Annotated in this window: 13 protein-coding genes, 6 tRNA genes and 1 pseudogene; 3 read left to right on the forward strand and 17 right to left on the reverse strand. The window is 65.7% G+C overall.

Annotated elements, in window-relative coordinates; translation table 11 throughout:
* Nucleotides 1-67 precede the first annotated feature (67 nt).
* On the reverse strand, nt 68-487 hold the full coding sequence (locus ACSQ9E_RS26825) for a YraN family protein (RefSeq protein WP_057199804.1): 420 nt from the start codon (nt 485-487) through the stop codon (nt 68-70).
* Between ACSQ9E_RS26825 and rsmI the strand changes: the two genes are divergently transcribed.
* On the forward strand, nt 487-1,407 hold the full coding sequence (gene rsmI, locus ACSQ9E_RS26830) for a 16S rRNA (cytidine(1402)-2'-O)-methyltransferase (protein ID WP_057266552.1): 921 nt from the start codon (nt 487-489) through the stop codon (nt 1,405-1,407). The two genes, ACSQ9E_RS26825 and rsmI, sit on opposite strands and share 1 nt — an antisense overlap.
* Before the next feature lie 9 nt (nt 1,408-1,416).
* On the opposite strand, the gene ACSQ9E_RS26835 is transcribed toward rsmI, so the two are convergent.
* On the reverse strand, nt 1,417-2,676 hold the full coding sequence (locus tag ACSQ9E_RS26835) for an Hsp70 family protein (RefSeq protein ID WP_436219644.1): 1,260 nt from the start codon (nt 2,674-2,676) through the stop codon (nt 1,417-1,419).
* Between the two features lie 227 nt (nt 2,677-2,903).
* Nucleotides 2,904-3,794 carry a LysR family transcriptional regulator gene (locus ACSQ9E_RS26840; RefSeq protein ID WP_436220271.1) on the reverse strand — a complete coding sequence of 297 codons (891 nt, stop codon included), beginning with the start codon at nt 3,792-3,794 and terminating at the stop codon, nt 2,904-2,906.
* Nucleotides 3,795-3,990: 196 nt separating this feature from the next.
* On the opposite strand from ACSQ9E_RS26840, the gene ACSQ9E_RS26845 reads away from it, so the two are divergent.
* On the forward strand, nt 3,991-5,250 hold the full coding sequence (locus ACSQ9E_RS26845; RefSeq protein ID WP_436219645.1) for an MFS transporter: 1,260 nt from the start codon (nt 3,991-3,993) through the stop codon (nt 5,248-5,250).
* Between the two features lie 46 nt (nt 5,251-5,296).
* Here the strand turns inward: ACSQ9E_RS26845 and ACSQ9E_RS26850 are convergent.
* From ACSQ9E_RS26850 to ACSQ9E_RS26875, 6 genes and pseudogenes are all read right to left on the reverse strand, one after another.
* Nucleotides 5,297-5,899 (reverse strand): annotated as a pseudogene (locus ACSQ9E_RS26850) (nitroreductase family protein); the annotation flags it as partial.
* A 309-nt stretch (nt 5,900-6,208) separates the two neighbouring features.
* Nucleotides 6,209-6,293, reverse strand: a tRNA-Leu gene (locus ACSQ9E_RS26855).
* 16 nt (nt 6,294-6,309) lie between these two features.
* A tRNA-His gene (locus ACSQ9E_RS26860) sits at nt 6,310-6,383 on the reverse strand.
* Nucleotides 6,384-6,404: 21 nt separating this feature from the next.
* Nucleotides 6,405-6,478: transfer RNA gene (locus ACSQ9E_RS26865), tRNA-Cys, on the reverse strand.
* A gap of 54 nt (nt 6,479-6,532) precedes the next feature.
* Nucleotides 6,533-6,609: transfer RNA gene (locus ACSQ9E_RS26870), tRNA-Arg, on the reverse strand.
* Nucleotides 6,610-6,616: 7 nt separating this feature from the next.
* Nucleotides 6,617-6,693, reverse strand: a tRNA-Leu gene (locus ACSQ9E_RS26875).
* A gap of 1,257 nt (nt 6,694-7,950) precedes the next feature.
* On the opposite strand from ACSQ9E_RS26875, the gene ACSQ9E_RS26880 reads away from it, so the two are divergent.
* Nucleotides 7,951-8,811 carry a DUF5677 domain-containing protein gene (locus ACSQ9E_RS26880; protein ID WP_436219646.1) on the forward strand — a complete coding sequence of 287 codons (861 nt, stop codon included), beginning with the start codon at nt 7,951-7,953 and terminating at the stop codon, nt 8,809-8,811.
* A gap of 221 nt (nt 8,812-9,032) precedes the next feature.
* Here ACSQ9E_RS26880 and ACSQ9E_RS26885 read toward each other — a convergent pair whose 3' ends face one another.
* From ACSQ9E_RS26885 to rpoC, 8 genes are all read right to left on the reverse strand, one after another.
* On the reverse strand, nt 9,033-9,824 hold the full coding sequence (locus ACSQ9E_RS26885) for a DUF6602 domain-containing protein (RefSeq protein WP_436219647.1): 792 nt from the start codon (nt 9,822-9,824) through the stop codon (nt 9,033-9,035).
* A 69-nt stretch (nt 9,825-9,893) separates the two neighbouring features.
* A tRNA-Phe gene (locus tag ACSQ9E_RS26890) sits at nt 9,894-9,969 on the reverse strand.
* Nucleotides 9,970-10,026: 57 nt separating this feature from the next.
* Nucleotides 10,027-10,707, reverse strand: coding sequence for a response regulator (locus ACSQ9E_RS26895; protein WP_428002735.1), 681 nt, complete (start codon nt 10,705-10,707; stop codon nt 10,027-10,029).
* Between the two features lie 40 nt (nt 10,708-10,747).
* Nucleotides 10,748-13,039, reverse strand: a complete 2,292-nt coding sequence (locus ACSQ9E_RS26900) for a sensor histidine kinase (RefSeq protein WP_057199799.1) — start codon at nt 13,037-13,039, stop codon at nt 10,748-10,750.
* A complete protein-coding gene (locus ACSQ9E_RS26905; protein ID WP_436219648.1) occupies nt 13,036-13,611 on the reverse strand; it encodes a DUF4390 domain-containing protein in 576 nt (191 codons plus the stop codon). The genes ACSQ9E_RS26900 and ACSQ9E_RS26905 overlap by 4 nt, the downstream gene beginning before the upstream one ends.
* A 40-nt stretch (nt 13,612-13,651) precedes the next feature.
* The gene (gene rsmB / locus ACSQ9E_RS26910; RefSeq protein WP_436219649.1) at nt 13,652-15,079 is read right to left on the reverse strand and encodes a 16S rRNA (cytosine(967)-C(5))-methyltransferase RsmB; all 1,428 of its coding nucleotides are present in this window, start codon (nt 15,077-15,079) and stop codon (nt 13,652-13,654) included.
* Nucleotides 15,080-15,151: 72 nt separating this feature from the next.
* Nucleotides 15,152-15,739: a LemA family protein gene (locus ACSQ9E_RS26915; RefSeq protein ID WP_436219650.1), complete on the reverse strand. Its 588-nt coding sequence runs from the start codon at nt 15,737-15,739 to the stop codon at nt 15,152-15,154.
* A gap of 211 nt (nt 15,740-15,950) precedes the next feature.
* Nucleotides 15,951-20,198, reverse strand: a complete 4,248-nt coding sequence (gene rpoC, locus ACSQ9E_RS26920; RefSeq protein WP_057199796.1) for a DNA-directed RNA polymerase subunit beta' — start codon at nt 20,196-20,198, stop codon at nt 15,951-15,953.
* Between the last annotated feature and the right edge of the window lie 4 nt (nt 20,199-20,202).

Below are 20,202 nucleotides of genomic sequence, written 5' to 3' on the forward strand. Positions count from 1 at the left end.
TGCCGCAAATTTTGTAGCAAAGGGTTTAGGCTGCACAGGGCATTGCCCCTGGTCACGAACCCGATGCTCATTGGGAATCGAAAGCCGCCTTGAGCCATTGCACCTTCAGCTCCTCCACCAGCACCACATCGAAGCGGCAGGGCGGCGGAGAAGCCAGGCGCATCAGGTAGAACCGCGCCGCGAGCACGATGCGCTGCTGCTTGACGGCGCCGATGCTCGCCCCGGCCCCACCAAAGGCCTGGCTGGCACGGCTGCGCACCTCCACAAACACGGTCGTGCCATCGCGCTCGCGCATCACCAGGTCGATCTCGCCCCCGCCGCGCCCAGGCGTCCGATAATTGCGCTCAAGCAGTTGCAGGCCGGCAGACTGCAGATGCGCCAGGGCGCGGTCCTCCGCCGCGTTGCCTTGCGCCCGCGTGGTGCCCCCGCCGGTGGCGGGCGCCGGCTCTGCAACGGCCTGCTTTCGTCCAAACCCAAGGAATTTCATTGAGCGCCTCTTTCGCTTCCGCCCTTGATGCCGCACGCGATGCGGCGGCTGCGCAGCATTATCCGCAAGGGGCTCTGTATGTGGTGGCCACACCCATCGGCAACCTGGCCGACATCACGTTGCGTGCCCTGCACGTGCTGCAGATGGCCGACACCGTGGCCTGCGAGGATACGCGCCACACCCAGTCGCTGCTGCGCGCCTACGGCGTCGACAAGAACACCTCGCAGCTGCTGGCAGTGCACCAGCACAACGAGGTCGAGGCCGCGCAGAACGTGGTGCAGCGCCTGCAGCAGGGCCAGCGCGTGGCCTATGTGAGCGACGCCGGCACCCCGGGCGTGAGCGACCCGGGCGCCCGCCTGGTGGCTGCCGTGCAGGCGGCGGGCCTGCGCGCCCTGCCCCTGCCCGGGGCCAGCAGCATCACCACGGCGCTGAGCGTGGCGGGCGCCGTGGCGCACAGCGCCGAGCATGGCGGTTTCGTGTTTGTGGGCTTTCTGCCGGTGAAGAACGCCGAGCGCGCCAGCACCATCGCCCAACTGGCCAGCGAGCCGCGCTGCGTCGTGCTGCTGGAGGCACCCCACCGCATCGGCGAGCTGGCGCAGGCCCTTGCAGTGCTGGGCGAGCGCCCCGTGACCCTGGCACGCGAGCTGACCAAGCAGTTCGAAGAGGTGGTGACCCAACCCGCGCAGGCGCTCACCGCCTGGCTCGAAGGCGCGCCCCAGCGCTCGCGTGGCGAATTCGTGGTGCTGCTGCACCCGGTGCCCGTGGCCGCCGATGATGGCGAGAGCCTGCGCGTGCTGCGCCTGCTGCTGGCCGAACTGCCGCTGAAGACAGCGGTGCGCCTGGCCGCAGAAATCACCGGCACCTCGCGCAACGTGCTCTACGACACGGCGCTCACCTGGAAAAAGAGCGAGGAAGGCTGAACCGAAGCTTCAGCGGCCCGACACCGCCAGGCCAGCGGCCACGCCACCGAACAGGTCGCCTTCGACCTGCGGCGTTGCGGGAAACGCCTGGCGCAGCGCCTCGCGCAGCGGCCGCAATGCCGATGAGCCCCCCGTGAGGTAGATGGCGTCCGGCCCGCGCGGTGCCAGGCCCGCGAGCTGCACGCACTCCTGCGCGCAGGCCACCACCTGTTCAAGCGGCGAGGCCAGGTGCTGCGACAGCCCTTCGGGCGTGATGGCCGAAGCCAGCGCGGGCTCGATCCAGTCCAGCGCCATGGGTGCCGATGCATCCGACAGCGAGGCGGCGATCTTGGCCTGCTCCACCGTGTTGGCCATGCGGTGGCCCAGGCGTTCGTTGAGCACCGTCATCAGCCGCGCATGCAGGCGCTGGTCGGCATAGTCGGTGCGCAGGTTCTGGGCATCGCGCAGCGCGCGCGGCGCGTACAGCCACTGGATCAGGTGCCAGGTCGACAGGTCGAAGAACACGCGGTTGGGCACTTCGCGCCCGGTCGGCCCCAGGTGCCGAAAGCCCAGCATGGGCATCAGCAGCTCCAGGCTCAGGCGCCGGTCGAAGTCGGTGCCCCCCACATGCACGCCCGTGGTGGCCAGCACGTCTGCAGCGCGGTCGGAGCCCTGCGCCAGGCGCTCGGGCCCCAGGCGCACCACGGTGAAGTCCGAAGTACCGCCGCCGATGTCCACCACCAGCACCAGCGACTCGTGGCTGATGCGCTGCTCGTAGTCGAGCGCGGCGGCAATCGGCTCGAACTGGAAGGACACGTTCTCAAAGCCGGCATCGAGCGCCGCTTTGCGCAGCGAATCCTCGGCCTGCTGGTCGCGCGCCGGGTCGTCATCCACGAAGTGCACGGGCCGCCCCATCATCACCTGTCCGGGCATGGCGCCCAGCGCCTCGGTCGCCTTTTTGGCCAGCATGCGCAGGAACAGGCCGATGATGTCCTGGTAGCTCATGAGCTGGTTGTGCACGGCCGTCTTGTCCTGCAGCAGCGCACTGCCCAGCAGGCTCTTGAGCGAGCGCATGAGCCGCCCCTCGGTGCCTGCAAGGTACTGGCCTACGGCATCGCGGCCAAAGTGCGTGCGGTGGTCCTCGGCGTTGAAGAACAGCGCCGTGGGCAAGGTGACGCCCTCCCCTTCCAGCGCGATCATGCGCGCGGGCGAGCGCCCCTGGCGCACCGCCATGGCCGAGTTCGAGGTGCCAAAGTCAATGCCGAGCGTGGTGTCCTTCAGGAGGGGCATGGGAGAGTCTGCAAAAGAGAAGGGGAAGCAAGGCGCAAGCCAGGGCTGGACCCCGGGAATGCACCGGGTGGAAATGCGGGAGCACAAGGCTCCTTCGGCCCACCACGGGAGAGGGAAGGGCCCCTTGAACGCCCAGGAGACTGCGCCAGCGCAAGGGGAGCGGGATTGTGCCACGGCCCAGGCAGCCCCAGGGCACGGAGTGCATTCGTCCCTGCCAGATCCGATGATCACGCCTGAGGCGGCGAGGTGATCATGGCCGGCACAGCCTCCCGCATGGTCGAAACGAAACGCAGCAGCCGCGATGGGTAGAAGCTCGCGTACGGATAGGTCAGGTACACCGGTAGCGGTGCCGGTTGCCACGGGGGCGCCAGGTGAACCAGCCGCCCCTCGGCCACGTCCTGCGCCATCAGCCATGCCGACCCCGCGCAGGCGCCAAGTCCCTGCCTGGCCGCGCTGCGCAGGGCATACAGGCTGTCGGTGCTCATGCGCGGGCGCAGGGCGATGCGGCGCGTTTCCCCGGTGGCGGCGTGGGTCAGCGCCAGCTCATTGCGGTAGTAGGTGTGCAGCGCCAGCCAGGGCAATGCCGCCAGGCCTTCGGGATCCGTAGGCACGCCCGCGCCCAGCAGCGCCGGGGTGCCGACCACGATGCGCGGCACCTCGGCCAGGCGGATGGCCACCACCGCCGGGTCGGCCGGCTCGCCAACCTGGATGGCGCAGTCGATGCCTGCACCGATGAAATCGCGCACATCGTCCTGCAGCAGCCATTCCACCGACACGCGCGGATGCGCGCGCAGAAACTGCGCCAGTGGCCCTACGAACATCTCCTGCCCGAAGGCATGCGGCATGGCCACGCGCAGCGTTCCCTCAGGCTCCTCCTGCGCGCCGCGCAGGTCGGCCTCGAAGGAAGCCCAGCTCGCCAGCAACTCCTTGGCCCGTTGGTAACAGCGCTCCCCGTCCACCGTGAGGCGCATGGTGTGCGTGGAGCGCTGCAGCAGGCGCACGCCCAGCGACTGCTCCAGCGCCTGCAGGCGCCGGCTTACCGTGGGTTGGGTGGCGTGCATCTGCGCTGCCGCAGCCGAGAGGCTGCCGGCCTCGACGATGCGCACGAAGGTCTCCATCAGCTGCAGGCGGTTGCCCAGCGCACCGGCGCTGCCCGCCTGGGGCAGCGGTGCTGCGGACCGTGGGCCCGGGGGTGTGAACTCAGCGTCTTTGGTCATGCAGTCAGCGTATATCCAATGTGCAAGGCATCCTACTACCAAGAGCACCGCCAAGCGATCACACTCGGGTCCAAGGTCCTCACCAAGGGTTAGCACTATGTCTTTTATGCAAAAAACGGATGCCATTAGCGGCATCTCCCCCGGCAGCCACAGCCCGATGGCCGACACGCCCGCAATTGCCGCCCCCCTGGTGCTGCTGCTCGCGGCCGGCGCCGGCCTGGGCGTGGCCTCGCTCTACTACAGCCAGCCCATGCTGGGTGTGCTGGGGGCAGATATCGGGGCATCCGACCAGGCCGTGGGCTGGGTGCCTACGCTCACGCAGCTCGGCTACGCGCTGGGCATCCTGCTGCTGGCGCCGCTCGGGGACCGGTTCGACCGGCGCAGCATCATCCTGGCCAAGGCCGCCGCGCTGGTGGCGGCCTTGCTGCTGGCCGCCCTGGCGCCGACCATCGGCGTGCTGCTGGCCGCCAGCCTGGCGATCGGCATCACCGCCACCCTGGCACAGGACATCGTGCCCGCGGCCGCTGCGCTGGCGCCTGCCGCGCACCGGGGCAAGGTGGTGGGCACGGTGATGACCGGGCTGCTGCTGGGCATTTTGCTGTCCCGCGTGGTCAGCGGCTTCGTGGCCGAGCATTTCAGCTGGCGCAGCATGTTCGTGGCAGCGGCCGCCAGCATGGCCGCCATCGGCATCGCCGCCTGGCGCGGCCTGCCGCGCTTCAGCCCGACCACCCAGTTGCCCTACGGCCAACTGCTGGCATCGCTGGCCACGCTGTGGCAGCGCCATGGCGGCCTGCGGCGCGCGGCACTGGCGCAAGGCCTGCTCTCGGTGGGCTTCAGCGCGTTCTGGTCCACGCTGGCGGTGATGCTGCATGGCGCCCCCTTCCACCTGGGCAGCACTGCGGCTGGCGCCTTCGGCCTGGCCGGGGCAGCCGGCGCGCTGGCGGCGCCGCTGGCGGGCCGTCTGGCCGACCGCCGGGGGCCGGGGCTCGTCACCCGCCTGGGGGCGGGCCTGGCAGCCCTGTCTTTTGCTGCGATGGCGCTGGCGCCTTGGCTGTCCCCCACCGCCCAGCTGTGCCTGCTGGTGGCCGCGGCCATCGGTTTCGACCTGGGTGTGCAGGCCGCGCTGATCGCGCACCAGACCCTGGTCTACAGCATCGACCCAGGTGCCCGCAGCCGGCTCAATGCCGTGCTGATGACCGGCATGTTCATTGGCATGGCCGCCGGCGCCGCCCTGGGCAGCCTGCTGCTGGCGCAATGGGGCTGGATGGGCGTGACGCTGCTGGCCGTGTCGGCCAGCCTGGCGGCCCTGGCCGTGCGCATGGGAGGGTCGGCCCAACGGGCGGGCAGGACCGCCTGAGGCACGCAGGTTCCGGCTTATTCCACTGATCCCAGGCCCGGTGTGTCCATTCGCGCACGAACTCGCCCGCATCCAGGCGATCGGGCGGTGGCAGCCGGTCCTTGGGCGTGCCCATGTACAGAAAACCCAGCAGGCGGTCGCTGGGGCCCAGGCCGAGTGCGGCCTTCACGCGCTCGTCATGCGAGTTCGCGCCCGTGGCCCAGAAGCCCCCAAAACCCAGGATGTGCAGCGCGTTGAGCATGTTCATCACCGCAGCACCGGTGGCCAGCACCTGCTCGCCCTCGGGCACCTTGTGCGGCACCTTCACATGGGCGACCAGGGCCACGAGCATCGGCGCCGCCATGGCCTTGCCGCGAAAACGCTCGCCATCGTCATAGGGGTCGCGTGCCCGGGCCGCCCGCGCGAATACCTGGCCCAGCGCAGCACGCGCGTCGCCGCGCACAACGACGAAACGCCAGGGCCGCAGCTGCCCATGGTCGGGGGCGCGCATGGCGGCGGCGAAGACCAGGTCCAGTGCAGCGGCATCGGGTGCTGGTTCCACCAGCGGCCAGGGGGAATGCCGACTCAGCAGCAGGTCCATGGCATGGCGCTGCGCTGGCGACAACAGCGGGTGGGACAAGGCCAGGGTGGAGGGGTCAGAGACAGACATGGTGTCCTTTGCGATCTGGCGAAAAGAGCACCCCGGTGCCGTTCGGCATCGCGAGCGATGGCAAGGGGACATGGTGGCGGGCGGCCTGGCGGCGACGGCCTTGCGCGCAACGGGTGTTGTGCGCGGGCGGTGCACAGGGGCTGGCTGGCGCAGGGGTGGAAAGACCACCCCATTGCGCGGCATGGAAGCCATCGTTCACCGGGGAGCTGGCGAACGGGAAGAATGTTAGCCCAGGGCCGGGAGACACAGCCCGGGCGCGCGGCTTTCACCGGACTTGCGGCAGGGTGTCTCACCGGCCCAAGCAGGCGCTGGTCTCCCCAGTCCGACTCGAACGGACATGCCCGAAGGCGCCAGGGTTTGAAGCTGGTGCGTCTGCCGATTGCGCCATGGAGAGAGGCAAAGGGAATGAATGGGGTGCACGAACGGAATCGAACCGTCGTCGGCGGGATCACAACCCGCAGCTCTGCCATTGAGCTACGCGCACCACGAAAAGGGAAAAAAATGATGGAGGTGCGGACCGGATTCAAACCGGTGTCTGCGGATTTGCAATCCGCTGCATGGTCGCTTTGCTACCGCACCCAAGAGCCTGTTTACGATCTTTCGGGGCCATGAAAAGATCGTAAACAGCCTAGATGGCCCCACGTGCACGACTCGAACGTGCAACCCCCTACTTCGTAGGCAGGTGCTCTGATCCATTGAGCTAACGCGGGAAAAAATTGGTGCCCCAGGGGAGAGTCGAACTCCCAAAATCTTGCTTCTAAGACAAGCACGTATGCCGGTTCCGTCACCAGGGCTTGATAAACAGAGAAATCCTCCATTTCGGTTGTGCCCTCACGCGATGGGCAACGCACGGCCGGCGCGCGCCCCGTCGACATCGCTGCACAGGGGGGACCCCTGCACATCCCCCCAGGCCGTCCACGCGGCTGCTTGCTGGCGGTGTGGTGAAGACACACCCGAAATGGAGCGGACCGTCGGGCCAGATCCCGGGGTCCACACAGTGGGGTCGCAGTGCCGATTCAAGTGTTCAGCAGGGCCCCACGGCAAATTTTTAATGAGCGGTACGCCGCAGCGCGATCACTGCAGAGTGGATGGGGCGGCTTGCCGTCCGGTTGAAAAACAAAGAGGCCCGGAACCTTGCGGTGTCCGGGCCTCTGCGAAGAGAGCTTGGGAGGTGCGCGCCTATGCGCCCCCTCCACCCGGTAGCCACGGATCCCGATGGCCATGCGCATCCAGGCACGGCAGCTTGCGCAGGGCAGAACACAGGGCGACGCGCACGAGCGCCCGGCCCGCTGCGGGTCGGTTGCTGATGGGGATGGCTGCTGCGTTCACGTTCAATCCTGGTGAATAGGTCAATCGGTGGAAATCGGGTGCGGTCGAAACCGCAATGAATGAGACTGTAAAGAGTCTTTACTTTGCAGTCAACGGTTTCGTGGGAAAAATTTTCGTGTCCTGCGCGATGCGGCTCCACAGCCCGGCCCAACGGCGGCCCATGGCAACCTTAGGGTGCCGGCCCAGGCATAAGAGAAGTGGCTCAGGGCTTGTGCAATGGTGGTAATGTCGACAACGATGGCGGGGACGCGGCTGACGAGATCAACGGCCACTGAAGGGGGCCTGCATCGTCGTCAAGATGGCATGACTGGCCGCTTACCCCATGCGGCCATGACAGGCGCGTCAAAGCAAAACGCCCCAGAACCCGTTAGGGCGCTGGGGCGCATGCATATTTGGTGGCCTGGGGCGGAATCGAACCACCGACACAAGGATTTTCAAGACAACGCTCAGTCCGTGGTGCGCTGTCAGTAAGCCCAAGATTTCTAAGGCTTTTTTGGTTTCCCTCGTGTTCGTCCCACCGAGTTTCCGAACTGTTGTCCGAACTTTTCTGAACCCATACCTGGCCGGTACCGTTTTTCCTATGTGAATCAAGGCAGTAGCGATGCCGATTCCGACTCCAGCGCCACACTCTGGTGTTCCCCTCTGGCATTCGAGGCCGGTCCAACACCTTGGGACACTCGCAAGCGATACTTTCAAGCTCCAACCTCCTGTTTGACATACAAATGGACGCAGAAGAATTGCCCTTGCTAGACGCGTTACGCGGGTTGGCATTACTTCAACAAGAGCTGCTTCGCCTTGCGCTGTTTGTTGCCTCTGAAGGTCCAGCCACCTTCAAGGGAGAGACTCTTACCTGCAGCATTGGCGATGCTCAGAGACGAGTTAGCACCCCATTAGCCATGGGAGCGGGCCAGTCACTTGAGACGTTACTCCGCATGTCTCAGCTTCGCGGCATTCCCGTGCGCGACACCTATCCGATTGCGCGCTCTGCTGTTGAGTCATTCGTCAATGCCAGCTTCCTTCTATCCGAGTCCGATGAAGTCGCGACGCGCGCCATCCGATACGTGGAGTTCGCATCATGGCGTCACCACAATCGGAACATTGGCAGCGGTGAGTTCTCTATCGAGGTGCGTACGGATCCTGACCCGTCAGCAACGCTTGCACGGGAGTACCCCGAATTCAATGGGAAGGGCAAGGGATTGTGGACCGCTCTTGACGTTCCAAGCCGCATTCGGCGAGTGGGGGAGTTGGCGAGTCGAAGGGCTGGCTCTCGCCTCATCGCTGCCTACGGGCTCATCTATTCGTTGTCCTCAGAGATCATCCACGGATCACCTTTCGGGGTCAGCTATTTTTACTCCGCTCACATAAAGGGCCAACCAACGACAGAGGCGTTCGTAGCAGGAACAGTGCGACACCTCGAAGAGATTTTTATTGCCGTTCTCCATGCCGGTTGCGGCTACCTTGCGGCGTTCTTTGAACGGCAGGGTATGACGGCGCCCTTGGAGGTGGAGCAGAAGATTTTTGCGCGCCTTCTCGATCTGAGTACCAAACCAGCATCATCATTTCCAAAAAATGGGGAGAGCTGAGCCGTACGCCCTGCCCTCCCCGCCATCTGCAGCACTCCCGCCCTACGCAGCCCTAGGCACGATCATCGAGCCAGCGTTTGCAGCCTCCTGCAACGCCTTCGCGGACAAGTGTGCATAGCGCATCGTCACCTTCGCTTTCACAGAAGTCTCACAACGTATTCCAGTTCAAGGCGCGCTAGTTCGGCACCGAACGCGATGAAAACGAGTTCCGCTATTCAGCACTAGTGGGCCTCCCCGAAATAGGGATCAAGGTCGTAGTTCAGGACTTTCAGCCCAACAACATCGTCCCTCAACCGACTGTAGAACTTCAAAAGTGCATCCTCTTTGAGTTCATAGGATGTGCACCCCATCCCACCCGGTCCTGGAGGCAATGTGAGGATGGACTTCTTAGGCTCGCCTTGCCCCATGCGCACTGTGGGCATCAAGGCTGCCCGAAGTATTGCGCCATGCGGAAGCACGCAGATGGCCTCAGGCCCGATCCCACCATCCGATTGTTCGGTACAAAAATCAACCATACGTGCTTGCAGGGTAGAGAGTGCTATACCGTCAAACGCAAAAATGTAGGCCAAGATAGGCTGCATAGGGCCTCGAACTTCTGCGCCAAGTTTGCTGTAGAACAGTTCGCCAGATCGGCTCATTCGCCGTGTTTGCGCAATGGACTCCATGCTTGTGCGCAGTTCTGCGCTATCCAGCCTGCTCTTCACCTCTATCGTCGCGAGCACGCTTTCGGCAACGATGAGAGCTACCCCGTCATCAGCACCTACGCTGATCGTTGGAAAAGAACGATCTACAAGGATGATGTCCTGCTGCCGGCTTTCATGGCCTTGAGCGTCAATGATGATGCCCGAGTGAATCCCGATAGTTTCTGGCAGATGCGGGCGGAGGAAGTTTCTGACGACGACTTCTCGGAGTGCACCAACTGTAGCCGCATGACCCAAGCCACCAGCAACCGCTGCCTGAGCCTGCAACAACGCAGCAAGCCGCTTGAACTGAAGCCTAACGCGAAGATTCATCACCACCGCTCCGGAAGAGTCAATGCAAAACGCCCCAGCACCGTTGAAGATACTGGGGCGTTAGCGATTTGGTGGCCTGGGGCGGAATCGAACCACCGACACAAGGATTTTCAATCCTCTGCTCTACCGACTGAGCTACCGGGCCTGAGCCTCAAATTATAGCCAGAAAATTGGCCCTGAAAAAATTGGAGGCAAATTTTTTTTAAGCACGCTTGCCGCGGCCCAGGTCCACGCCCAATTGGCGCAGCTTGCGGTACAGGTGGGTGCGCTCCAGGCCGGTCTTTTCGGCCACGCGCGTCATCGAGCCGCCTTCGCGGGCGAGGTGGAACTCGAAGTAGGCTTTTTCGAAGCCGTCGCGCGCTTCGCGCAGGGGGCGGTCCAGGTCGAAGCCCTGGTGCGAATGCGGGCCTGCCTCCACGCCAGACAAGGCCGTGATCACGGGCACCTGGGTGAAGGGCGCATCGGCCGGCGCTGCCGCCGGGGCCTGCACGGCGGCCACGGGGGCCGCATGGTGGGCCGCGTTGCGCGCCAGGCCCTGCTCCACCGCCTTGAGCAGCTTTTGCAGGGTGATGGGCTTTTCAAGGAACGAGAAGGCGCCGATGCGGGTGGCCTCGACCGCCGTGTCGATGGTGGCGTGGCCGCTCATCATGATGACGGGCATGGTCAGCACGCCGCCGGTGGCCCATTCCTTGAGCAACGATACGCCGTCGGTATCGGGCATCCAGATGTCGAGCAGCACCAGGTCGTAGTTGCTGCCGGCACGGGCCGCACGGGCCTGGGTCGCGTTTTCCGCGAGGTCCACGCTGTGGCCTTCGTCGTTCAGGATTTCCGACAGCAGGTCGCGAATGCCGAGCTCATCGTCGACCACCAGAATGTTTGCCATGTGTGTTGAAGCGCCTTGGGAGGTACTGCGGGGGGCGTTGTTATGCCGCCACCGCTGGTTCAGTGGCGAATGATAACGACACTTGGGCGCCCCGCACCACGCCATCTTCCATCCGGTTGGACAGGTCGATGCGTGCGCCGTGCTCATCGGCGATCTTTTTGACCACGGCAAGACCGAGCCCCGTGCCCCGCGGTTTGGTGGTGACATAGGGCTCGAAAGCGCGCTGCAGGATGTGTGCGGGAAAGCCGCTGCCGCTGTCCGAAACCGTCAGCCGCACGCGCCGGGAGGACTCGCTCCAGCGCGTGGCGATGCGCACGGCGGGCAGATTTTCGGCCCCGGCGGCACGTGCCTGCTCCGTCGCATCCTGCGCGTTCTGCAGCAGGTTGTGCACCACCTGGCGCAGTTGCTGGGCGTCTCCGGCGATGCTCGGACAGGACGGATCGAGCTCGGCTTTCACAGGGACGGTGGCGTTTTCCTCCCCATAGAGGTGCAGCACATCGGTCACCAGCGCGTTGATGTCCAGAGCATGCAGTTCGGCCGCCGGCAGGCGTGCGTAGTCGCGGAATTCGTTGACCAGGCGCTTCATCGCATCGACCTGCTCGACGATGGTCTTGACCGACTTGGCGAGCACGGCCTGCTCGCTCGCAGCCACCTTGCCGGTGAGCTTCATCTCCAGCCGTTCGGCCGACAGCTGGATGGGCGTCAGGGGGTTCTTGATCTCGTGCGCAAGGCGCCGCGCGACCTCTCCCCAGGCCTGCGCGCGTTGTGCAGAAACGATTTCAGAAATGTCGTCAAAAACCAACAGTCGGGTCGAATCGGGCAGTTCTGCCCCCCGCGCGATGATGCTCGTCGCATGCTGGCCGACCCCCGCGAGCGAGGCGTGCAGCTCGAACGGGTGCTGCCAGTGGTCCAGGCCGTGGTGGTCGCGCTCGCCCAGAAAGGCGGCGAACTGCTTCTGCACGGCGGCGGCAAAGTCGGCCAGGCCAGGCACCTCGGCCAGCGCCCGCCCTTCGAAGGCGGCCATGGGCGCGCGCAGGATGCGTGTGGCGCCGGGGTTGGACGAGCGGATGGCGCCCGCGCCATCGAGCACCATCACCCCGGCGGTCAGGTTGTCCAGGATGGTCTGCAGGTTGGCGCGCGCAGCATCCACCTCGCTCATGCTCTGCTCCACCGCGCCCCGGGCGTCGGCGAGCTGCTGGGTCATGAGCGCGAACGAGCGGGTCAGCCCGCCCAGCTCGTCCCTGCCTTGCAGGGCGGCCTTGGGGCTCAGGTTGCCGGCGGCCACCTCGCGCACCCCTTCGGCCAGCACCAGCAGTGGCCGCACCAGTTGGTTGCCGAGCAGCACGGCCAGCAGCACGGCGCCGAAGACGGCCAGGAACAGGCTCAGCGTGAGGGTGCCCACGTACATGCGCCGCAGGCCGCCGCGTGCCAGGGCCCGCTCCTGGTACTCGCGGTTGGCTTCCTGCACGGCGATGGCGTTCTCCACCAGGGCCGGCGGCAGCATCAGCGTGGCCTGCAGGTAGCGCGGCTCGGCCAGCAGGCCCACCGTGGGGCTGCTGACCAGGGCGATGATCTTCACGCGCGCGTTCTGCACGGCGGCCGGGTCGGCGATGTCATCCAGCCCCTCGATCTGCGTGAGGGCACGCTGCTGGCGCACCGTGCGCAGCAGCGGCACACCGGGACGCTCGGGGTTCAGGCTGAAGCGGGACTGGCCGGCGCTGGCCACGGCCTGGCCGGCGCTGTTCCAGAGGATGACGTCGGTGGCGCCCAACTGGTCGCGGATGCGCTCCAGCACGACGCCGGCCGAGGCATCGGGGACCTGCGCCACCTGGGCACTGGCCGTGCGCGTCTTGGAGGCCATGTCGGTGGCCAGGGCATCGAGCGAGACACGCGCCAGGTTCACCCCGGCGGACAGCGCCCCCTCCACCTTCACGTCGAACCAGCTTTCGATGGAGCGGGTGACGAACTGGTAGGACACCACATAGATCAAGAGGCCAGGCACCAGGCCGACCAGTGCAAAGATGGCCGCCAGCTTCACCAGCAATCGGCTGCCGAAGCGGCCCCGGCGCAGCCGCAGCCACAGGCGCACGGCCACCCAGCCCAGCACCGCGAGCAGCAACAAGGCCACCAGCACGTTCACGCCGAAGAGCCAGGCGTAGTTGCGCTCGTACAGGGCGCGGTTGTTGGTGGCCAGCGTCAGCAAAAAGAGCAGCACCAGCCCGATGGCGGACATGATGGCCGCCCCCACCCCCACGGCCCAGCGCACGGCGCGCGACTGGCGCGCCGCCAGATGCGCCGAGGCCGACGCAGGCGGCCTGGGGTCCGGTGTCACTTGGCGGCCTCCTGCAGCGCGAGGCGGCCGGAGCGCGAGACAAGCAGGTTCCAGCCGGTCCGGCCTACGGCGCCGATCTGGAACGGCCGGGGCAGCTGTGACATATCAAGCCTGAACTTGAACTGTATCGTATGGCCGGTATCTGCATCGATTGCAGAGCTTTCTGCAATCTTCCAGCGCGAAACCCGCTGCATGGCAGACAGGGCATCGTCCAGGTCATCGAAATTCTGCCCCAGCGCCACGCCCAGGCCGGTGTTGGTGAAGGGGGCGGTCGAGGTGCTCAGGCGCCAGCGCCGGGTCAGGGGCTGGTAGCTCAGCCGCAGGTAGCGCGTGGCTTCGGCCACCTGGCGGTCGGACCAGTACCAGCGGTCGCGCATGACCTGCGCCTCCATCACGAAGAACATCGGGATGCCCTTGCGCAGGGCCTCCTCGGCCAGTTCCGGCAGGTCGAACTCCAGGCTGGTGCTCAGGTAGACGCCATCGTCCAGGCGCTGCAGGCGCAGCTCGGCCACCTCGCCGCGGTTGGCTTCTGCCCGGGCCGTAGGCACCCAGGCCAGCAGGGTGATCAGCATCAAAAGCGCGCCAATCCAGAGCCAACGAGCCGCAAAGCGCTCAGTCGGTCGATTTTTGCAACAGTGCGTAAAAAAATCCGTCGTGATCACCGAATCGATTGTCCGGGACAGCCCCCTGCTTGTCCGCTGCGCGAGGGATTAAATGCCCGGGCGAGGGGAGCAAATGTGCATCGGTGTTGTGTGCAAGAAACGTTTGTACCTGCGCATCACCTTCGGCACGAAAGACGGAGCAGGTGCAGTACAGCAGCCGCCCACCGGGGGCGACCAGGGGCCACAGGGTGGCCAGCAAGCGCTTTTGCAGGGCGGCGAGCTGGGCAATGTCCGTCTCGCGGCGCAGCCAGCGCACGTCTGGGTGGCGGCGCACGATGCCCGAGGCGGTGCATGGCGCATCGAGCAGGATGGCGTCGAACAGCGCGCCGCCATTGGCCGCCGGCCACCAGGCTTCGGGCTGGGCGGCGTCGGCCACCAGCACCTGTGCCGCCAGGCCCAGGCGCGCGAGGGTCTGGTGGATGCGTTCAGCGCGCGTGGCGTCGATTTCCAGCGCAGTCACCTGCAGGGGCCCGCCCTCGCTGGCCATCTCCAGCAGGTGGGCGGTCTTGCCGCCGGGCGCGGCGCAGGCATCCAGCACACGCAGGTTGCGCGTGCGGTCCATGCCCTGCAGCAGCAGCGGGGCGGCTTGCTGGGCGGCGGTGTCCTGTACCGACACCCGGCCTGCCGCAAAACCGGGCAGCGCCTGTACCGGCAGCGGCCGGTGCAGGACCAGGCCCTCGGTGCCAATCGGGTCGGCATCGGCCCCCATGGCGGCCAGCTCCTGCTGGTACTGCGCCTGGCTGCCCTGCAGGCGGTTCACGCGCAGCGCCATCGGGGCGTGGGTGTTGTTGGCGTGCAGGATCTGCTCCCACTGCTGGGGATGGTCCTTCTGCAGGCGCTTGATCCACCACAGCGGGTGGTTCCAGCGGGCCACGGGATCGGCATCGGTAGCCCCCACCAGCGCATCACTTTCGCGCAGAAAACGCCGCAGGCAGGCGTTGATGAAGGATGCCTGCGCATGCGTGGCCGGGTGCCGCTTGGCCGCTTCCACCGCCTGGTTGACCAGGGTGAAAGGTTCATACGGCGCCTCGTCGGCGCGCCAGCACAGTGCCAGCGCGGTGCACAGCAACGCGTCCGCATCGGGCGGCGGCGGCCGCTTGGCCAGTTGGCGCCGCAGCGCCTCGGCACGCCCGAGGTTGCGCAGTACCTGGAACAGCAGGGCCTGCACGCCGGGGCGCAGCGTGGTGCTGACCGCGTCCAGCGCGGCCGTGCCCGAGACACCCTCGCGGATGGCCTGCAGCACACCGGCCACGGCGATGAGCTGCTGCCACAGTGCCACCTGCTGCGCATCGCCTCCGCGGCCGGCACCGGCCTGTACGGGGCTGCGATCAGGGCGCCGCCCTTCGGGCGCGGCAGGGTGGGAAGGGGCTGAGTTCATAGGGTGGGTGCCTCGTGGTGCCGGCGCACAGGTGCGCTGGCGGTCAAAAGAAAAGGGGCCAGGGCGCGCGCATCACAGCCCCTTGGTGGCCTTGAAGCCGAAAATCCAGGCGAGCACCCGGGCGGGAAACTGGTGGATGGCGGCGTCGTGCTGCCCGGCGGCATGGTTGATCACCTGCACAGCCAGATCGATCTGCGCGTGGTGCTCTTCCCAGCGGATGGACCAGGGCGCCAGCATCTCCCTGGCTCCCGGGCCATCGGCCTCGGTGACCGCGGTGCGCCAGGTGGCATCCAGCACGCTGCGCGCTGCGGTGAGCGCGGCGAGCGCATCGCGCTGCAGGGGCTGCGAGCGTGCCACGGCCAGCGACGCCCCCATTTGCGTGGTGGCGCCGCGCAGGGCCGCGATCTTGGCCGGGTCGAACACCGGCCGCTGCGCCGGCGGCCCGATATCCGTGCTCCCGCCCGAAGTACCGGGGCCCGCGCCGTGGCCCTGGACCGCGTCGAACTCGCCCAGCAGCGCAATCAGGCGCACCAGGTGGGCGTCCACGGCGCCAAAGGCCTGGACCACGGAGGAACGCAACCGCGTCAGCCGGTTGTAGGCCCCCAGGGCCCAGAACAGCATGATGGCGACAAGAATCCAGAAAAGAGGCGATGACCACATACGCATGGCCTGGGGCGTGCGCTGCAAGCGCAGCCCGCGGCCGAGAAAGAGGGAACAGGGAAAAATCGGAGCGCTTGATCGCTCCAGTAAAAACGCTCCCGACCTGTCCAGAGACAGGGCGGGAGCGCATCAAGGCCCGGGGTTGCGCCGAACCAGAACCCCGTGCGCCGCGCATTGCATCGCTGGGTCCTTGTCCGGTGCCGCCTGGCTTTTAGTCTGCGGAAGCGTCCGTGGCAGTGGTGGTGCTGCTGCCTTCGACTTCCGTGGCATCGTCCGACGACGAGGACGCAGCCATTTCAGCGGCTTCGGCTTCGGCGATGGCGCGGCGCTCGGCGTCGTCCATGGCGTCCTTGGCCTTGCGTGCCTGGTGGTAGGCCATGCCGGTGCCGGCAGGGATCAGGCGACCCACGATCACGTTTTCCTTCAGGCCACGCAGCTCGTCGCGCTTGCCCATGATGGCAGCCTCGGTGAGCACGCGGGTGGTTTCCTGGAAGGAAGCCGCCGAGATGAACGAGTCGGTGGACAGCGATGCCTTGGTGATACCCAGCAGCAGGTTGCTGTAGGTCGCAGGGATCTTGCCTTCGGACTGCAGTGCATCGTTGGTGTTCAGGATCTCGGAACGCTCGACCTGTTCGCCACCGATGTAGTTCGACTCGCCAGTGTTCTCGACCACGACGCGGCGCAGCATCTGGCGAACGATCACCTCGATGTGCTTGTCGTTGATCTTCACACCCTGCAAGCGGTACACGTCCTGCACTTCATCGACGATGTAGCGCGACAGCTCTTCGATGCCCAGCAGGCGCAGGATGTCCTGCGGGTCGGCCGGGCCGTCGACGATGGACTCGCCCTTGTTCACCACCTGGCCTTCGTGCACCAGGATGTTCTTTTCCTTGGGCACGAGCTCTTCGAACACGTGGCCTTCGGGATCGGTGATCTGCAGGCGGACCTTGCCCTTGGTTTCCTTGCCGAACGACACGGTGCCGGTCATCTCGGCCAGCGTGCCCTTGTCCTTCGGGGTACGGGCTTCGAACAGCTCGGCCACACGGGGCAGACCGCCGGTGATGTCGCGGGTCTTCTGGCCTTCGACCGGAATACGCGCCAGCACTTCGCCGGGGCCCACGTCCTGGCCGTCACGCACCTGGATGAGCGAACCGATCTGGAAGCCGATGGTCACCGAGTGGTCGGTGCCAGGGATCTTCACTTCGTTGTTCTGCGCATCGATCAGCTTGACCTGCGGACGCACGACCTTGGCGGCGCCACGGCGCTTGGGATCGATCACCACCAGGGTGGACAGACCGGTCACTTCGTCGAGCTGCTTGGCAACCGTCAGGCCTTCTTCGACGTTCTCGAACTTCACCTGGCCGGCGAACTCGGTAATGATCGGGCGGGTCAGCGGGTCCCAGTTGGCCAGGATGGTGCCGGCCTTGATGGTCTGGTCGGCCTTCACCGTCAGCAGGGCGCCGTACGGCACCTTGTGGCGCTCGCGCTCGCGGCCATGCTCGTCATGGATGATGATCTCACCCGAACGTGCAATCACCACCAGCTCGCCCTTGGTGTTGCTCACGTAGCGCATCGTGGCGTTGAAGCCGATCACGCCGTTGGACTTGGCTTCCACGCTCGAAGCGATGGCAGCGCGCGATGCGGCACCACCGATGTGGAACGTGCGCATGGTCAGCTGCGTGCCGGGTTCACCGATAGACTGGGCAGCGATCACACCCACGGCTTCGCCGAGGTTGATCAGGCCGCCGCGGCCCAGATCTCGGCCGTAGCATCGGGCGCACAGGCCGTAGCGGGTTTCGCAGGTCAGTGCCGTGCGCACCTTCACCTCGTCCACGCCAGCAGCTTCCATTTCCTCGATGAGGTCTTCTTCCAGCATCACGCCGGCGGGCACCAGCACCGAACGGTTCTCGGGGTGCAGCACGTCTTCGGCAGCGGTACGGCCCAGGATACGGTCGCGCAGCGATTCGATCACTTCACCGCCTTCGACGATGGCGCGCATCAGCGAACCATTGGAAGTGCCGCAATCCTCTTCGGTCACGACCAGATCCTGCGTCACGTCCACCAGGCGGCGCGTCAGGTAGCCGGAGTTGGCCGTCTTCAGCGCCGTGTCGGCCAGACCCTTACGGGCACCGTGGGTGGAGATGAAGTACTCCAGCACGTTCAGGCCTTCGCGGAAGTTCGCGGTGATGGGCGTCTCGATGATCGAGCCGTCAGGCTTGGCCATCAGGCCCCGCATGCCGGCCACCTGGCGGATCTGGGCGGCAGAGCCGCGGGCGCCGGAGTCGGCCATCATGTAGATGGAGTTGAAGGACTCCTGGTCCACTTCCTTGCCGTGGCGGTCGATGACCTTCTGCTTGGACAGCTGGGCCATCATCACCTTGGACACTTCGTCGCCAGCCTTGCCCCAGATGTCCACCACCTTGTTGTAGCGCTCGCCAGAGGTCACCAGACCCGAGACGTACTGCTGTTCGATCTCTTTGACTTCCTTCTCCGAGCGCTCGATGATGCCGGCCTTTTGGGGCGGCACCAGCATGTCGTCGATGCAGATGGAAATGCCGGCGCGCGTGGCCAGGCGGAAACCGTTTTGCAGCAGCTTGTCGGCAAACACCACCGTTTCCTTGAGACCGCACTTGCGGAAGGAGACGTTGATGAGCTTGGAGATTTCCTTCTTCTTCAGGGCCTTGTTGATGTTCGAGAACGGCAGGCCCTTGGGCAGGATCTCGGACAGCAGGGCACGGCCGGTGGTGGTTTCCACCATCTTGACCTCGGGCACGAACTCGCCGGTGTCCTTGTTCTTGGTCCACTCGGTCAGGCGCACGTTGATGCGCGTGGCCAGCTCGACCTCGCCCGCGTCGAACGCGCGCTGCACTTCACCGGTGTCGGCGAAGATCAGGCCTTCGCCCTTGGCGTTGATGCGGTCACGGGTGGCGTAGTACAGGCCCAGCACCACGTCCTGCGAAGGAACGATGGAAGGCTCGCCCGAAGCGGGGAACAGCACGTTGTTGGAGGCCAGCATCAGCGTGCGGGCTTCCATCTGCGCTTCCACCGACAGCGGGACGTGGACGGCCATCTGGTCACCGTCGAAGTCGGCGTTGAAGGCCGCGCAGACGAGGGGGTGCAGCTGGATGGCCTTGCCTTCGATCAGGATGGGCTCGAACGCCTGGATGCCCAGGCGGTGCAGCGTAGGCGCACGGTTGAGCATCACCGGATGTTCCTTGATGACCTCTTCCAGGATGTCCCACACCACCGGCGTGCCGGATTCGACTTCCTTCTTGGCGGCCTTGATCGTCGTCGCGATGCCCATGGCTTCCAGGCGCGAGAAGATGAAAGGCTTGAACAGCTCCAGGGCCATCAGCTTGGGCAGGCCGCACTGGTGCAGCTTGAGCGTTGGGCCCACGGTGATCACGGAACGACCGGAGTAGTCCACGCGCTTGCCCAGCAAGTTCTGGCGGAAACGGCCGGACTTGCCCTTGATCATGTCGGCCAGCGACTTCAGGGCACGCTTGTTGGCGCCTGTCATGGCCTTGCCACGGCGGCCGTTGTCCAGCAGCGAGTCCACGGCTTCCTGCAGCATCCGCTTTTCGTTGCGGGCGATGATTTCAGGGGCCTTCAGCTCCAGCAGGCGGCGCAAGCGGCTGTTGCGGTTGATGACGCGGCGGTACAGGTCGTTCAGGTCGGACGTGGCGAAGCGGCCGCCGTCCAGCGGCACCAGCGGACGCAGGTCCGGTGGCAGCACGGGCAGCACTTCAAGCACCATCCACTCGGGCTTGATGCCCGACTTCTTGAACGCTTCGAGCACCTTCAGGCGCTTGGCGTTCTTCTTGACCTTGACTTCCGAGCCGGTCAGGTCGCCGCGCAGGCGTTCGATCGACAGGTCGATGTCGATGGATTCCAGCAGGTCCTTGATGCCTTCGGCGCCCATCTTGGCGATGAATTCGTCGCCGTATTCCTTGCGCTTGGCATCGTAGTCGTCCTCGGACATGATGCTGAACTTCTTCAGCGGGGTCATGCCGGGGTCGGTCACCACGTAGGCTTCGAAGTACAGCACGCGTTCGATGTCGCGCAGCGTCATGTCGAGCACCAGGCCCAGGCGCGATGGCAGCGACTTCAGGAACCAGATGTGCGCGCAGGGCGCGGCCAGGTCGATGTGGCCCATGCGCTCGCGGCGCACCTTGGTCTGCGTGACTTCAACGCCGCACTTCTCGCAGATCACGCCACGGTGCTTGAGGCGCTTGTACTTGCCGCACAGGCATTCGTAGTCCTTGATGGGACCGAAGATCTTGGCGCAGAACAGGCCGTCGCGCTCGGGCTTGAACGTGCGGTAGTTGATGGTCTCGGGCTTCTTCACCTCACCGAAAGACCACGAACGGATCTTCTCGGGCGAAGCCATGCCGATGCGGATGGCATCGAAGTGCTCATCCGGCGTGAATTGCTTGAACAGGTCGAGTAGCGATTTCATAGTG

It is taken from the genome of Acidovorax sp. LjRoot118, from assembly GCF_964253575.1.
Lineage (GTDB): Bacteria > Pseudomonadota > Gammaproteobacteria > Burkholderiales > Burkholderiaceae_C > Acidovorax.